Annotated in this window: 9 protein-coding genes; 3 read left to right on the plus strand and 6 right to left on the minus strand. The window is 50.0% G+C overall.

From position 1 onward, the window contains the following. Positions 1-521 precede the first annotated feature (521 nt). Positions 522-3,479, plus strand: coding sequence for a TonB-dependent receptor (locus CBR65_RS13200; protein WP_087467281.1), 2,958 nt, complete (start codon positions 522-524; stop codon positions 3,477-3,479). A gap of 78 nt (positions 3,480-3,557) precedes the next feature. On the opposite strand, the gene CBR65_RS13205 is transcribed toward CBR65_RS13200, so the two are convergent. The 5 genes from CBR65_RS13205 to CBR65_RS13225 form a co-directional block, all read right to left on the minus strand. Further along, complete coding sequence (locus CBR65_RS13205) at positions 3,558-5,051, minus strand: tryptophan halogenase family protein (RefSeq protein WP_087467282.1); 1,494 nt, start codon at positions 5,049-5,051, stop codon at positions 3,558-3,560. Positions 5,052-5,169: 118 nt separating this feature from the next. Beyond that, entirely contained in the window at positions 5,170-7,659 is a 2,490-nt protein-coding gene (locus tag CBR65_RS13210) for a glycoside hydrolase family 9 protein (protein WP_087467283.1), read from the minus strand. A gap of 247 nt (positions 7,660-7,906) precedes the next feature. Next, a complete protein-coding gene (locus tag CBR65_RS13215; RefSeq protein ID WP_087467284.1) occupies positions 7,907-9,622 on the minus strand; it encodes a GGDEF domain-containing protein in 1,716 nt (571 codons plus the stop codon). 145 nt (positions 9,623-9,767) lie between these two features. Then, positions 9,768-10,400, minus strand: coding sequence for a thiol:disulfide interchange protein DsbA/DsbL (locus CBR65_RS13220; protein ID WP_087467285.1), 633 nt, complete (start codon positions 10,398-10,400; stop codon positions 9,768-9,770). A gap of 210 nt (positions 10,401-10,610) precedes the next feature. Further along, the gene (locus CBR65_RS13225; RefSeq protein WP_087467286.1) at positions 10,611-11,294 is read right to left on the minus strand and encodes a cytochrome c; all 684 of its coding nucleotides are present in this window, start codon (positions 11,292-11,294) and stop codon (positions 10,611-10,613) included. A 178-nt stretch (positions 11,295-11,472) separates the two neighbouring features. On the opposite strand from CBR65_RS13225, the gene yihA reads away from it, so the two are divergent. Beyond that, on the plus strand, positions 11,473-12,090 hold the full coding sequence (gene yihA, locus CBR65_RS13230; RefSeq protein ID WP_087467287.1) for a ribosome biogenesis GTP-binding protein YihA/YsxC: 618 nt from the start codon (positions 11,473-11,475) through the stop codon (positions 12,088-12,090). A gap of 456 nt (positions 12,091-12,546) precedes the next feature. Here the strand turns inward: yihA and polA are convergent, their stop codons facing one another. Then, positions 12,547-15,336 (minus strand): DNA polymerase I, encoded by a 2,790-nt coding sequence (gene polA, locus CBR65_RS13235; protein WP_087467288.1) that lies wholly within the window; start codon positions 15,334-15,336, stop codon positions 12,547-12,549. A gap of 429 nt (positions 15,337-15,765) precedes the next feature. On the opposite strand from polA, the gene CBR65_RS13240 reads away from it, so the two are divergent. Next, positions 15,766-16,029, plus strand: a complete 264-nt coding sequence (locus CBR65_RS13240) for a hypothetical protein (RefSeq protein WP_087467289.1) — start codon at positions 15,766-15,768, stop codon at positions 16,027-16,029. Positions 16,030-16,250 lie beyond the last annotated feature (221 nt).

Raw genomic sequence — 16,250 nt, forward strand, 5'->3', positions numbered from 1 at the left:
TAACATATAAATTCCGTGACGCAAGCCTTCGATAGCTGACCAGCCAGCATGATGCTGTCCATCCGGCGCCTCGGCATTCTTCAGCGCAACGTAAAAATTCGTGAGTTTTTGTAATCGTTTTCTTTTTTTGATCAGACAATGTTGACTAATACGTCAGGAGTTGTATAACGTTCCTATGCCCGCATTCAGTTAAATTCCACCGATCGACAACTTTCATAAATATATTAATAATCAATACGTTGAATAACTTTTATTCTCGATTTAGCCGCCACCACGCTTACTTCGTCTAACCCTGAAAAATCGCCACACCATGTGTTAAATATTATAAATATGTAACATTCCCGATTGAATATGTAATCGGTTTCAACTATCGTACGGCCCCAATCAAAGTCCACCGGTCAGCCGGGACGCAAGATAATCATAAATCCAACCATTCTTTATCTGCTCTCCCTTCAACCAGGCTGCCGGAGCCCGTTGATATAAAAATCAATAACACCCCCTAATAATTCGAGGAGTTAAACATGATGCAGCCTTCCCGCTTCAGAAAGAGTTTGTTGTCCTCCTGTATTGCCGCCGTAGCTTTTGGTTCCGTTGGTATGGTGCAGGCCCAGGAAGACACCGGCATGGTGGAAGAAGTTGTTGTGACGGGTATTCGAAGCTCACTCACCCGTTCCGCCGACGTAAAACGCAACGCGCCTTCTGTCGTGGATGCCATCAGCGCTGAAGATATAGGTAAACTGCCCGACGTCACTATTGCCGACTCATTGCAGCGTGTTCCAGGCATTCAGATCCGCCGCACCGCTGGCGAAGGTTCCACCGTCAACGTACGCGGCATGCCACAAGTCAGTACACTCCTGAATGGCGAACAGTTCCTGAGCGCCGGCTCGATCACCACCGCCCAACCTGACTTCACCGATATTCCGGCTGAACTTCTTTCCGGCGTGGACGTGATCAAATCTTCTCAAGCCAGCACCCTTGCAGCAGGTGTGTCGGGCACTATCAATATGAAAACCCGTCGTCCCTTCGACCTGGACGAAGGCTGGACCTTCGCCGGCTCCGCTGAAGGTTCGCAGGGGCAGTACACAGATGACGATATTGGCCACAAGATCTCCGGCTTTGCTGGCTTCAATAACGGCGAAGACTTTGGTGCGCTGTTCACCCTGACCACCTCCGATGCCACCTTGGCCAACTATCGTTATGGGATGTATTCCGACTGGTGGTTCCGGGGCTATAACGAAAACGACGCCGACTGGCCGGGCCAACCCACGGGGGTTAATACCGACCTGACCGGCGACGGCGATTTTAACGATCAGGTTTTTGGAACCATCGACTACGGCGTCACCAACCGCGTGGCTGAGCGTGAGCGCCTGGGTGTCTCCAGTTCCTTCCAGTTCCAGGCGAGTGACCGCGTAGAGGTGCTGGCTGATGTGTTCTATACCAAGATGGACCAGGGCGATTATGTCAACGGCCTCATCGCCGACAACTCCTGGGCGCAATACGATTGGGTGACGCCCGATCCCGATACCCTGATCAATCGCGGACCGAGTGCTGGCGGTAATGGTAAGGACTTCTATACCTCAAGCATTACCCATCTTGATGCGCTACGCGTAATCGCCTCGTCCCAAACCATCATGGACGAGCGCGAGTCGTTGAACATCAACCTGCAATCCAACATCGAGTTCAGCGACAACTTCCGTGGTAGCGTCCGCTATCTGCACGGCGAAGCAAGCAACGACCACACCGCCAGCATCGCCGATGCGCAGTTAACCAGCGGCGCTCAGTCCGGCTTGGTGACTGTAAATGATGGCGTGACTGCTCCCGTAAACCCCAATGGCTGGGGACCGGAGCGCGTACCTGTGACGGCAGATTTTTCCGGCGAACATCCGCGCATGATCTATCCGGAAGGCTTTGGGCAAGACATCAACAGTTACGGCCTGGTGTCCACCTTCTCCGCCCAGAATCGCAACGAAGAATCGGAGCTGGATGTATTCCGCTTTGACGGCATCTTTGATATCAATGAATCCGCCAGCCTGGATTTCGGATATCGATACGCTGATCGTCAGATTGAACGTGATCAGTACGATCTGATATCTCCTTTCACTGAAAATGATGCCGACGGCAACCCAGTGACTGTTTACTCCAAATGGAAAGATTCCGGTATTGCGGTAAGTCAGGGCGGAGACACCCTCGGCAGAACCTTCAGCTTTGAAGAGCTGGATGATATGGGATACATTCACACCCAAAATGACTTTGGCCCCGCCAGCGATGGCAACAGCTACTACTTTATTGATCCGAAGGCGATGGAAGACAACTTCGCGTTCCAGGAGTCGCTCTACAGCGGCAATATCCAGCGTAAAGACGGTGCACAGAGTTATATCGTTGAGGACGAGACGCACACCTTCTACATCCAGGGCAACATTGAGGGCGAAATGGTATTTCCGTTCCAGGCAAACCTGGGCGTGCAGTATGTTGAAACCAACCTGAACATTACGCAATTTGTGCCAGCCGTTGATAAAACCCAAGCCACCATTGACGGCGTGGTTTATCCAGTGACCGATGGTGTTGCTCCGGACATCGTTGGCACCAACGTGACTGACCGCAGTTTTGATGATGTATTGCCACGTTTCAACATCGCTTGGGACACCTCAGACACCACCAAATTGCGTTTGGCCTTTACCAAGACAATGTCGCAGTTGAACGCGGATGATCTTGGCCTTGGCTTGGTGTACACCACCAACAACAATCCCGAGCTCGGTGTGTTCGAAGTAGTCAGCGCAACCCAGAACGGCAACCCGAATATGGACCCATGGCGTTCCGATAACTGGGATTTGAGTTACGAGTGGTACTTCAATGAATCATCGTTGCTCAGCGCCGGCATTTTCTATCTCGATATCGAAACCTTTATCGCCACCAGCTCCGTACAAATTCCGACGGTACCGGACTCCGATGGCGTTAACCGCCGACCCGGCGAAACCATCGACCTGACCATTCGCGACAACGTCGAAGGTGGCGTGGTGAAAGGTTATGAAATCAACTACCAACAGGCGTTTGACTTCCTGCCCGGTGCCTTCAGCGGTTTGGGTATGAATCTGAACTACACCTTCACGGATGCGGAAGGCGGCGAGAAAGACTTCTATGGCGCAACCATGCCCATGGCCGATAATTCCGAAGATCAAATTAACGCGGTGCTCTGGTACGAGTACGATTCATGGCAAGCGCGCCTTGCTTACAACTACCGCAGTGAGCGTTTCATCGGTCGCGCCTGGAATGATGGCAGCCCGGCAGCCTGGTGGTCGGCACCGACGAGTTATATCGATGCATCGGTCAGCTACGACATCAATGACACTGTGTCTGTTTACCTGCAAGGCACTAACATCACTGAAGAGTACGAAGAAACTTATATGCAGTGGGAAGATGTAGTAGTTAATCAGAATATTTACGAGGCTCGCTACACTCTCGGTGTTCGCGCAACCTTCTAATATTGTTCATCAGGAATGGAATGATTGTGCATAGCAATGATTCCGGACCACGCTTCAACCCCGCTTTGCGGGGTTTTTTTATGCTTGTCGCAATTGCGCCAGGACTGTTCGATGATCGTCATAATTCAACGCACAGCGCGTTAGAAAATCATCCAGTTGATTCAAATCATATGCTGAAGCATCAGCCCCTCGTTGCACGGGAGGAAAGATTCCCATGCCGGCGAAGATGCAGTACCAGGAGGATGCCGGATAATACTTTGCAATATCCTGCCGTTGGATTTCCGCAGCCAGGTTACCGCCGCGTTTCCAACAGCGATATAACTCACGCAATGAATCAGAGACATCATCAGGATTGGCGGTATTCGCTCGCCAGTATTCCGAGTCCTGACGTGAGCTGGTTTTGTAATGCGTCACAATATAATCACGGGTGCCATCAAACTGATTGTTGATGCGTTCATTAAATACGTGCTGCAGGCGATCGGTAAAACCTCCCTGTTGAAACAGCTCTACAAAGATCGCGACAGTTTGTTGAATCAAAAATAATGCTGTTGCTTCCAGAGGTTCGATGAAGCCCTGCGCCAGGCCTACGGCCAAACAGTTTTTGTGCCAATGCTGCGTTACCCGGCCGACTTTCATCTTCAAATGGCGAACCGGAATATCATTGTCCGATAAGCTCAGATGCTTACGGAGTTCAAGTTCAGCATCGTCAGCCGAACAAAAGGCAGAGCTGTAGACGTAACCGTTACCGAAGCGGTTGGTCAACGGAATCTGCCAGGCCCAGCCATGGCGCAACGCAGTAGCGCGTGTTTGCGTGGGAATTTTTTCGGTAATCACCGACGGGATTGCAACAGCGGCATCGTTGAATAGTTGCTGTGAGTAACTGACGAAAGGGATTTGCAAGGTTTTTTGTATCAACAGACCGGAGAACCCACTGGCATCTACAAAAAAATCGGCCGTTACTATTTCACCCGTGTCAGCCACCAATTGCCGGAGATTTCCAGCATCATCCTGTATCACGTCCTTTACATGCAGCTCGCGGTGCACAACGCCCATCTCCGTTGCTTTTTTCCGCAGAAAACGGCCCAGCAAAACCGCATCAAAGTGATAACCGTATTGCGTATCAAAGGGAAAGTGATAATGGGCTTTGGGCGCGAGAGATTTCTCGGCCAGGTGGTGAGAGAGAAAAAAACGATTGGGATGCGCATCAACATCCATACCTGCCAGTCGCTGCTGCGCCTGGTGTATAAAAATCGGCAAGGTGTGACTGTCGACCACAGAGGGAAACGGATGATAATACTTGTTAAAGCCAGGCCGCGTTGACCAATCTGCAAAGGTAATGCCGCATTTATAAGTGGCATTGCACTCTGGCATCCATTCCGCTTCGGCAATACCCATCTTATCGAAGAAATTTTTCAATGCCGGTGTCGATCCTTCACCGACACCAATTGTGCCAACCTCGGCAGATTCAAGCAGCGTGATGCGAATATTTTTCTTCGCCCAGGCCCGGGCCATAATCATGGCAGTCATCCAGCCGGCAGAACCACCACCCAGAATAAGAATATCGTTGATCATGTGGTACTCATCGTCAGGTATGAGTGCAAATTTTCCCACGGATAGCGAAGAGTCTCAACGACACCTGAAGAATAAATTCGCGCACTATACCGCGCGAATTTATTCTTCATTTGGTTTATCAGGGATGGTTGGCCTGCTGTTTCGCCAACGCATCCGCCGCCAGTGCCAGGAACATATAATTCGTTGCTCCGCCACCCATGACATATTCCGTTTGTTGCCAGAAAAATGGCCAGACTTTCAGCTCAGGTAAATCCGGACGAATTAATGCCGTTCCGGAAATCACACCACCGGGGATATAAGACCAGTCGGCGCGATTAACACCGTAAGCAACAATTGCCGAATTAGCGCCGACACCCGATGCAAAAGACTGGGTATTTTCGCCAGGGTGTACACCCAACACAAAATTTAACGCGTTGAGATAAAAGTCGGCGCTGGTGTGTTCCGGCCAGGCTTTGTTGAAGAAATATTGTTTAACACCAAAGTCCTGAATGGTCCAACCGGCGCCCCAGATATTGGGCTTGTAAGGCACGCCGTAGGGCGATTCCGTTTTTGCTGCCGCACGCAAGGCTTGTTGATGCTGCGCAACGGCGTCAGACACAGCGTCAACAAACGCAGGATTGTTGATCTTGTCCATGACGCGCCCGATCGTCCAGCCGGTGTCGGCAATGTTATTGACAACATCCGCTTGCATTGCGATCAAGGCATCACGGTATTGCTGATCATTGGTGGATAAAATCAACTCCGCCAACACAAACGCTTTTACCGCAACGTCATCGCTGCGTGCAAACGCATCGCGATAAAGTGCTTGCGCTACGCTCAGTGATTCTTTCGCTATATCAGGATTGTATTGACGCAAGACTCGCGCGGCGGCGGCCAATCCGGCGGCAACATCGAGCTCGCGATCGGGGTTGTCCTCGGTAAAAACCCAGCGGTCATCGGGTGTACCCGACTTACCGTTTTTGATTTCACCGGGTTTGAGATTCGCATCGTAATCAAAATTATCAGTTTGCACCGAAGCATCGCCCAACAACACATATTGGCGAATGGTCGGCACAATAATTCCGCGATACAAACGGCCCATGGCACGATAGCCGCCGAGGATACTCAGCAAGCCGTGTTCAACTTGTTGCAACGCATCGTTCTTGCCATCGGGCACGTGAATCTCAACCAGACGTTTTTCCTGGTCGATTAAGGTCGCGTCATAATCCAGACCAAATTCTTCTACCATCATCGCCAGCAGCCAGACCGTCCCGATTTGCGATTCTACCCGCAGGTCGTAATCACCCGCATCGTGCCAGCCACCCACATTCAAGCCGGGCACGCGCTCGCCGGGTTTAAATGTCGTCAAGGTTGAAGGGCCGGAGATATAGCCATCAATATGGTTAAAATTTACCGGTGCCATGATGGCGTCATCGAGATGATCAAGCCCGTGCCACACACGGTATTTCTCATTCACGCGCATATGACACATTTGCACGGGCAAAAAATATTCCAGTGTGGGTTGCCAGGCGTGGCGATCAAACACATCATCACCGATTTTAAATGCGTGGGAGGTTTGATCGCGGTAACTCACCACGTACATCCCCGGCTCTGTCACGTCGGAAAAGTCGTAGGTGAGGTAGTGGTAACGTAAAAATTTACCCCAGGCTTCCGGCTTGCCACGCTGTACAACTTTTTTTCCGTCCTCTGTTAACCGAAACAACGTCACACGATCTGCTTTGGTATCGGCAGCATCTTGCTCTATCACGACTTTTTTGGATTGTTGTGCGCTGTAACCCAATTGTGAAACCTGAATGACAGGTGCGTAACGCCAGTTCTTTATAACATTGGGCGTAACAACCCATTCAATAGCATTTTTCGTTGCGCCTTCCGGCACTTCGCTGCGCAGGATGTACCAACCATTATTGTGATTGGCACGACCATCCCACAATTCCAGTGCACCGCCCCGTTTTACTTCCACTTGCATTCGCTGTTGATCCTGATCAGGCGCGAGCGTAAATTTTTTGCCTACCGCCAAAGGCGCCGTAAGCACTTCACCATGATGATGAACCAGAGGTCCATTGGGTTGCTGCGGGAAGATGCCGGACTGCTCGTCCATCAAGAAAGACTTGCCAAATAAATGACCGGGGAATAATTCAAAATTAAAACCTACTTTACCGATCCACTCTTTGGGCAAAGGTTTATCCAGATCTACAGATATCTTGAAACTGTTGCCGTCCAGCGCTGTTACATGGACCTGATAAGAAAATTGCAAATCCGGATATAAAATCGGGTTAAAACCTTTGCGATCTTTGTCCGGGTCCGGGTAAGCAAGCGTCTGGGAAATACGCTGCGCTTCTTTATCCACGACCGCATCACCGACACCGCGCGGCACTGGAGACCATTGCCCCGGTGAAGCCTCAAGACGCAAATCACCGTTAGCAGCAACACGTGAGCCGTGTTGAATAACAGTGACGCCGGTCTGGTGACCATCAGGATAAATATCGGCAAATACGGTGACGTTTAAACCCTGGGTAGCAAAGTAACCTTGATCGTTAATTTTCAGATTAGGCTTGGCCTGCGCTACGGCAGCCAAGGCAAAACAAAGTGAGAATATGATTAAGCGCATGTCGTTCTCCTCGCCTGTTATGCCGGCATAATGACGAACTGCATCGCCAATAACACCGGTCAGGTATGAATTATGATTATTGTTCCGCTTGCATAAATGAGCACCCAAGCGGCGCCAGCATAAACCCCGATGCAGCTATTTGAATCGCTCTATTTTGTGGAGAAATGTTAAATACTGTTAAACAACTGCTGATTATTTTTATTGATACATAATGCTGGCGCAGATCGAGCAAATCTCCGAGGAAATATTATTCAGCAACCTGACAACGATTACGCCCGCTAGCCTTGGCGGCGTAAAGTGCGCGATCGGCACGGGCAAAAACGCTTTCCGTTGTGTCCCCCGCACGAAATTCAGTGATCCCCATGGATAGAGTGATAGCGAGGGGTTCATCTTTATAGTTAAACGCGGTGTTCGCTATCGCCGCGCGAATTTTTTCCAACACCGCCACGGCTTTTTCAAGCGGCGTTTCAGGTAAAATCACAACAAACTCTTCACCGCCATATCGACCAAAAAAATCAACTTCACGCAATCGTTTTGCAATAGAACGGCTGATGACTTTCAATACCCGATCACCTGCCTGGTGACCAAAGTTGTCATTAATTTTTTTGAAGTGATCGAGATCGCATACCGCCAGCGTTAACGGGTGGTTGTAGCGCTGCCAACGCTGCCACTCTGCCTCTACACGTTCGTTGTAGGCTTCCCGGTTAGGCAATTCTGTTAATGGATCATGCAACGCTTTATAACGATGTTTTTCCATCGCGTTGCGGTTTCGCTCGGCATCTTCCTCCATGGCTTTGACCTTTTCCGCCAGCGTCTGTAATTGGCCGGTCAATAGGTGCTGCTCCTGCTCGCTCTGATGGAAATTGTCCAGCGCCTGACGAATATTGCCGAGCTGCGAGGTAACTTGTGCTTTTAATTGGTTCAGGTCTGTCGCTGTCTCCACATGGGTTTCCAGATTGGCGACTTGTTGCATCATCGAATCCTGCAAGCTGCGGGTTACCTCGCGCCGTTCCGCATGGTGCTGGGCGGCACCACCCAACACGCGATAGATATCGGCCAGTTCCTGATTAACATTGTTGAGATAGGTAGCAAATGCCTGATTGGCCGCGAGGTAGGCTTCAACTACCAGATCGCGCACATGCTCCAATGTTGATATCAAATTATCAGAGGAAAGGCCCTGCGTCAGTCGCTGGCGAATAATGTCAACATCCGAGGCAATCGTTTCCGGTACGTCAACCTTGTCAAGCATGTCACTTAACACCTGGCTAACATTGGTAACAATTGTTTGCTGGGACGATGCAGGAGAAATCACTTCGTGATTATCCGGCATATGATGAAGTGATCTGTTTTCCGTAACCAGAGATTCCGCAGCAGTAAAATTTTCGGAACCTTGGTTTTCTGAACCTTGTTTTTCGGAGCCTTGGGAAGCATCGACTGTTGGCGAGGTACCGAACAGTTTTTGCAGAATACCGGTTGGTGGTTGCTGTAGCTCGATAAAAACGCGTTGTTGTAGATGAGCCAGTTGTTCTAACAGCACAGGATATAAACGAATTTTTTCACTGCGCTTGGGTAATTGTGACAGGTAATTTCCGATATCTTTTTTTAATCCCCGCGAGAGCTGTCGATCATGGAACGGCCGCAGAATATCAGCCAGTGCCTGATACATGTGCTGCCCGGTTGCTTCTCGCTGCCGCTCAAATGCAACCACGGCCTGATCGAGTTGATCAAACAGTTGCTGGAGATCCCCGGTATCGAGTGAAACATCTTTGCGCAGGGCGTGACGCAGCTTGTCCAACGCCGTATCGAGAGAATCATGGTGCCCATCCGCCGACACACTGAGACGCACCAGTGCGCGCCTCAGGAGTTCCCGCTGCTGCTCTATTGCTTCCTGGGTATCCAGAGCATCGAGATATTTGTCACGCCAGTTCGTGTGATGAGCGGTATCGTCCGGGCGATCTACCATGATAAAGCCTGTTCAGTCGTTTTATGTGCCTATGATTATAGACACACTTCACCAGAACACGCTTGCCAGAAACGAAACTGCCCGCCAGCACCTGCGCATGGAAGCAACAGGCACTGGCGGGCAGGCGATTATTGTTAAATTGTACCTAGAGAGCAGCGCGCTCTTTTTCGATAAGGAAATCAGCTACTTTCAACATCTCAGCTTGTCCACTCAACTTGGAACTGCTGATGCGATACTTGCCGTTGACGATGATCTCCGGTGTGCCAGTGATTCCGTAGCCCCGCGCACGTGCGTCAGCCTGCTTTACCTGACTGGTCACGCCGAAAGAATTAAAGGTCTTCAGTACGGCGGCTTTATCTGTACCGTAGCCAGATAGAAATTCAGCCCACTGATCCGGGGTATTGAAGTTTTTACGCTCAAGGTGAATTGCGTTGAAGATAGCCATATGTGCTTTGTCTTCAATGCCCAATGCTTTAATGGTGTAAAAGGCGCGTGCCAGATTTTCCATTTGCGAATTCCAGATTGCGTGAGTTTGTACTACTACCACGTCGTCCGGTTGTTGCTTTTTCCAGGCTTGCAAGGCAGGTTCGAAATTGAAGCAGTGCCCGCAGTGGTAGGAAAATACTTCAGCAACTTCAATCTTCTTCGGGTCAACGGTTCTTACCGGTTGATCCAGCACGATGTAATGTTCGCCGGCAACATATGCCTGTTTGGATGATTGTTCAGCACAAGCTGCAAGAGAGAGGAAAACGGCAAAAAGGGCCACCAAAAAACGCATAGGATTTACTCCGTTGTTATCGAATAGAGTTAAATGTACGCTGCCGCACGCACTATAGAACCGGGAAGGTTATTCAAGTTCCACTAGCAAAAGCAAGCCATGGGCCAGATTCCATGACGTAAAAAACTGAAAAGTTAACGAAACCAGACTGCCGATAGTAAAAAAGGCGACCTGAGTCGCCTTTTAATTTCTGATTCACGCTGCTATCAATTAATTAAGCCCGCCTACAAAATTGGCCACAGCTTTGATTTCAGCATCACTCATCTTTTCTGCCACCAAGCGCATGATCATCTGATCACCATCATTGGTGCGGTTGCCGCTACGAAATGCCTGCAACTGCTTCTCAACATACTCGGGGTATTGGCCGCTTAAGCGAGGAAAGCCTGCCGGTGCATTGCCATGACCATCCGGCGCGTGGCAGCCGGTACAAGCCGGTACGCCATTGGCCAGATTACCCGCGCGATAAATCCGCTCGCCCAGATCCAGGCCATCAACCATAACACCTGAATTCACTTTTACTTGTAAATCTTTTGCGCCGCTCAATTGAATAGTCTGACTGGCAAAATAAACAGCAATGTCTTGCAGATCCTGATCACTCAGGTTGCTCAACATACCCGTCATTTCGGGCACGGCACGACCCGTGGTTGGCTTTTTAGCAGCGTCTTTCTCAAGATCCCAAGCCTGGATATCCTGCAGTTGTTTATGCAGATATCTCTCACCCAAACCAGCAAGTTTGGGGAAGGTCGGCAGAGGGCTGTTGCCATCAGAACCATGACAAGCGGCACAAACCGCTACTTTATCTGCACCCGCTTTGGCATCACCGGCGGCGAATGCGCCTTGCGCAATGGCCATCAATCCCAGCGAAAAAAGTGCATGCTTCAGTAAATTTTTCATTGGCTAACCCGTTGTTCTGATTATGTTTCGTTACGATTACGACGATTTCTTCTGCGGCCTGATTGGCCTTGCCTGTTATGCTCAGGCTACAATTCCGCCCCCGATGCGGGAACGGCCATATAGAAGCGGTTCGCATTATATACCAACCGTTTAATAACACACCATTTTGCAGGGCTTTATGTGCAGTGACATTGTTTTTAGCAAGGCCTATTTCACCAAGAGTGCGCCCAGTCTGCGCGAATGCCCGCCGGAAACCGGCGTAGAAGTTGCCTTTGCCGGTCGCTCCAACGCCGGAAAGTCCAGCGCAATCAATGCGTTGACTAACACTAAACTGGCGCGGACCAGTAAGACTCCGGGACGCACCCAGCTGATCAATTTCTTCAATCTTTCAGACACACAGCGACTCGTGGACCTACCCGGCTACGGTTATGCCAAGGTATCGCGCCATATGAAGGAAGAATGGCAGCGTCACCTGTCGGAGTATCTGCAAAAACGCCAATGTCTGCGTGGCCTCATACTCCTGATGGACATCCGTCACCCTTTACAGGAATTTGATTCGACCATGATTCGCTGGGCCATCAATGCAGATATGCCGGTCCATATCCTGCTCACCAAAGCCGATAAACTGAATCGCGGGCCGGCCAATAATGTGCGCCAGGCCGTCATCAAGGAATTAAAAGCCGCAGGAATAGCCGAGCGTATCAGTGTGCAGTGCTTTTCTGCGTTGAAGCGCAGCGGTATCGAGGAACTGCAAGCCCAATTACAAGCCTGGCTGACCCTGGAAACTCCTCAGTAACACACCCGTTTCGCTCAAATTTGAGGCAAAAAAATCCGGTGATTCAAGAGGAAGATCACCGGAGTAAAGGACTGACACCCTTGGGGTGATGTCAGTTGAAGCGGTTACAGAAGCTATGGGGAGTAGCCACTACTTGCGTTCAGAATTTACGACCGACGGCCGGATAATTAAGTTCAACGGTAATAAAACTTTTTACTTGCTACGTGCCGATGTCGACACTTCTGCCAATTTTCAAAGCAAATGACCGAATTTCGGGGCAAAAAAAAACCCCGATTTATCATCGGGGTTGCTTCGCTTGATACTTAGAAGGCTTAGCTGGCTTAAAAAGCCAATCAGGGGGAGGAGTTAGCTCATGAACATAAAACACACATTTCTATGACCTACCGCCGTTTTAATAAGTTCACTCCCACTGACAAAATTTTTCTGACGACTCGGTCAGAACTTCATAAAAGCGAATTAATGCGCCTCATCCCAGTTGTTTCCCACCCCCACCTCAACTAACAGCGGCACTTTCAGGGATGCGGCAGAAGACATGTGTTGTTTCAGGGATTTGCTCACCGTCTCGACCTGATTCTCCGCGACTTCCAGCACCAGTTCGTCATGCACCTGCATGATCATTCGCGCGTCCAGCTGGCTTTCAGACAGCCAGTTATCAACGTTAATCATCGCAGTCTTGATGATATCCGCCGCCGTTCCCTGCATAGGTGCATTGATCGCTGTGCGCTCTGCGGCCAGCTGTAGATTTTTATTGCGCGCATTGATATCCGGCAGATAGAGCCGCCGACCAAACAGGGTTTCCACATACCCCTGTTCATGAGCCAGCGCGCGCGTTTCGTTCATATAACGTTGAACACCCGGATAGCGTTCAAAGTAGCGATCAATATATTGTTGTGCTTCATTGCGCCCCAGGTGCAACTGCTTGGCGAGGCCGAATGCCGACATACCGTATATCAAACCGAAGTTGATGGCTTTGGCACTACGGCGCATTTCCGGCGTTACCTGATCAAGGTCGACACCAAACACTTCGGCCGCCGTGGCGCGATGCACGTCCAGCTCATGTTCGAATGCATTCAGCAAACCGGCATCTTCTGACAGGTGGGCCATAATACGCAGCTCAATTTGCGAATAGTCCGCTGCCACGATTTTGTAGCCTGTTGGCGCTATAAATGCCTGACGAATCCGACGGCCTTCCTCGTTGCGAATCGGGATGTTTTGCAGATTCGGATCTGTCGAGGAGAGTCTCCCGGTAGCGGCTACTGCCTGATGATATGACGTATGGATTCGCTTGGTTTCCGGATTGATCATCAACGGCAATTTATCGGTGTAGGTGGACTTAAGCTTCGCCAGCATACGGTACTCCATAAGCACCTTGGGCAAAGGATAGTCTAACGCCAACTCTTGCAACACCTCTTCCGCTGTCGAGGGAGATCCGGTTGGGGTCTTTTTGATCACTGGCAGTTTTAGCTGATCAAACAGAATCGCGCCCAACTGTTTGGGTGACCCCAAATTAAATTCCTGCCCGGCGATATCGTAGGCCTTGCGCTCAAGTTCGACCATGCGCTCACCCAACTCGATACTTTGTTGACCAAGCAACCTGGCGTCCACCAGAGCACCATTGCGTTCAATAGCTGACAGCACCGGTAACAGCGGCATTTCAATGTCGGTGAATACACGTTTTAGCGAAGCAATTGCTTCCAGCTCCGGCCAAAGCCGCTGGTGCAAGCGCAAGGTGATATCAGCATCTTCCGCGGCATAAGGCGCAGCGTCTTCTACCTTGATCTGGTTGAAGGTAAGTTGCTTCGATCCTTTTCCGGCAATCTCCTCAAAGAGAATCGTGGTGTGACCAAGGTATTTTTGGGCGAGGTCATCCATGTTATGCCTACTGCCAATGGAATTCAGCACATACGATTCCAGCATCGTGTCATAGGCAATACCCGCCAACCTGACATCGTGATTTAACAAAACACTGCGGTCATATTTCAGGTTTTGTCCGACCTTTTGTTTGTTGGCGTCTTCCAGTAAAGGGTTGAGCGCCTGCAATACATCGTTAAGATCCAACTGGGTCGGTGCGCCCATATAATCGTGGCCGCAAGGCACGTAAGCGGCTTCACCCGGCGCAACAGCAAAGGAAACACCGACAATCCTGGCTTGCATGGCATCAAGGCTGGTGGTTTCTGTATCAAATGCAAAAAGCTCAGCCTTTGCCAAACGATCAATCCACTGCCCAAGGGCGGCTTTATCGACAATCGTTTCATAATTGACTTCAATCGGCACAACAGTTTCAACGTGTGGCGCCACATCGGGCTCATTGAGTGTTGAACCTGAAGCCTGAAATAAATCTGTTGTCGGCGCTACACTGGCATCGCTGAGTTCCGCGACCCAGCTTTTAAATTCCAGATCCGCAAATAAAGCGAGCAAACGTTGATTATCCGGCTGGCCGATATGGATGGATTCCGGGGTTACCGCGAGAGGCACGTCCGTTTTGATTGTTGCGAGCTGATAGGAGAGGAAGGCCTGATCACGATGCTCCTGTAGTTTTTCCGGCATTTTTTTTGCCCCGCGAAAATCCAGTTCGCGTACAGCTTCAAGGTTGGTATAAATCGCATCAAGTCCGCCCAAACCCTGAATCAGGCCCAGTGCGGTTTTCTCCCCCACTCCCGGCACGCCGGGAATGTTGTCAACCTTATCGCCCATCAGCGCCAGAAAGTCGATCATCAGTTCTGGCCCAAATCCATATTTTTCTTTCACGCCCGGCACATCGAGATAGCTGTCGGTCATGGTATTGACCAGATGAACATGCTCACAAACCAGCTGTGCCATGTCCTTATCACCTGTAGATATAATGACGGGACGAGATTTTTCCGCCGCCTGCCGCGCAAGGGTGCCAATCACATCGTCCGCTTCCACGCCCTCGACGACCAGCAGCGGTAAACCCATAGCGGTGACAATGTCGTGAATAGGTTGAACCTGGGGCCGAAGATCATCCGGCATCGGCGGTCGATTGGCTTTGTAAGCTGCAAACAGTTCATCGCGAAACGTTTTACCTTTTGCATCGAAGACTACCGCGACGGGACTTTGGGGATAGTCCTTGCGCAAACGGCGCAACATATTGATAACGCCCTTAACCGCTCCCGTCGGCTGTCCTTTGGAGTTGGTCAGGGGTGGCAACGCGTGATACGCGCGATACAAATATGAAGAGCCGTCAACCAGCACCAGGGGTGCCGTGGGAAAATCATTCTGAGTCATGAATCATCATTCTTTAGTATTCAAGAGGCATTCCGCCCTGAGTGGACAGGCATAAGCAGAGAAGGTCGCAGGATACACCAAAATAACCGACGGGTCGGCCCGCCCCCACCTTGTTACCCAAGCCAATTCTCATTCCGAAGCTTTCCTTCGACAAGCCAAACCCACCGAAACCATGTATTCCCCTCCCAGATAAGCCCGCCATTAAGTGTTACCTTGTGTTACCTGACGCCAAAGTTGATTATCCACATGCATATATTCGTATAAGTATCGGTATTTATTCACAAAACCATCATGGAAATTAAACTTTTCTGAAATACCACTAGCGCAAAATAATAAATGTGTTACCATGCGTAACATCAAGTAACAAACAAGGGGCTGACCGGAGACACCGGCACCTCACAGGCAAAACATCCCACGGAGGACGAAAACATGAAAAAACTCGCTTTTATCGTTGCAGCTTTGATGCTGACCACTAATGCGCTGGCGGATGACGCTGCAGCTTATTCAAATCTGACCATTGCAGCAGCAGAAACTGGCAGCACGTTAAGCTGGACCCTGGAAAAGGCTGAGACCACTGCCGAACAACGTCACACTGACATCCTGGCTGAAAAAACTGATGCATTGAATGAAAAACTCAATGCCAAACTGGAAAAAAGTCTGGAAGAAAAATTTAACAACCAATTGGATTACTGATTTTATTTATCCGGTTTATATCACCACAAACCGGATTTTTATTGACCCTTTTTCTCCTCGTGATTAACCCTGTGTCGGCACTTATTTCCTTTTGTGCAAAAAACACAGGGTTCTTTTTTTATTCGCATCACAAATTTGACATTTAGTACTTATTAAGTGAGCTACCGCCCTGAAACTCTTCACTATTCACCTACACTGTGAACAACTCTTTCGTTGAGGTT

Source organism: Cellvibrio sp. PSBB006, assembly GCF_002162135.1.
In the GTDB taxonomy this organism is placed as follows: Bacteria; Pseudomonadota; Gammaproteobacteria; order Pseudomonadales; family Cellvibrionaceae; genus Cellvibrio.

Bases quoted from the DNA above. Each gene is read 5' to 3' on its own strand.
- CBR65_RS13200 (WP_087467281.1), top strand. From the start codon at position 522: ATGATGCAGCCTTCCCGCTTCAGAAAGAGTTTGTTGTCCTCCTGTATT.
- CBR65_RS13205 (WP_087467282.1), bottom strand. From the start codon at position 5,051: ATGATCAACGATATTCTTATTCTGGGTGGTGGTTCTGCCGGCTGGATG.
- CBR65_RS13210 (WP_087467283.1), bottom strand. From the start codon at position 7,659: ATGCGCTTAATCATATTCTCACTTTGTTTTGCCTTGGCTGCCGTAGCG.
- CBR65_RS13215 (WP_087467284.1), bottom strand. From the start codon at position 9,622: ATGGTAGATCGCCCGGACGATACCGCTCATCACACGAACTGGCGTGAC.
- CBR65_RS13220 (WP_087467285.1), bottom strand. From the start codon at position 10,400: ATGCGTTTTTTGGTGGCCCTTTTTGCCGTTTTCCTCTCTCTTGCAGCT.
- CBR65_RS13225 (WP_087467286.1), bottom strand. From the start codon at position 11,294: ATGAAAAATTTACTGAAGCATGCACTTTTTTCGCTGGGATTGATGGCC.
- yihA (WP_087467287.1), top strand. From the start codon at position 11,473: ATGTGCAGTGACATTGTTTTTAGCAAGGCCTATTTCACCAAGAGTGCG.
- polA (WP_087467288.1), bottom strand. From the start codon at position 15,336: ATGACTCAGAATGATTTTCCCACGGCACCCCTGGTGCTGGTTGACGGC.
- CBR65_RS13240 (WP_087467289.1), top strand. From the start codon at position 15,766: ATGAAAAAACTCGCTTTTATCGTTGCAGCTTTGATGCTGACCACTAAT.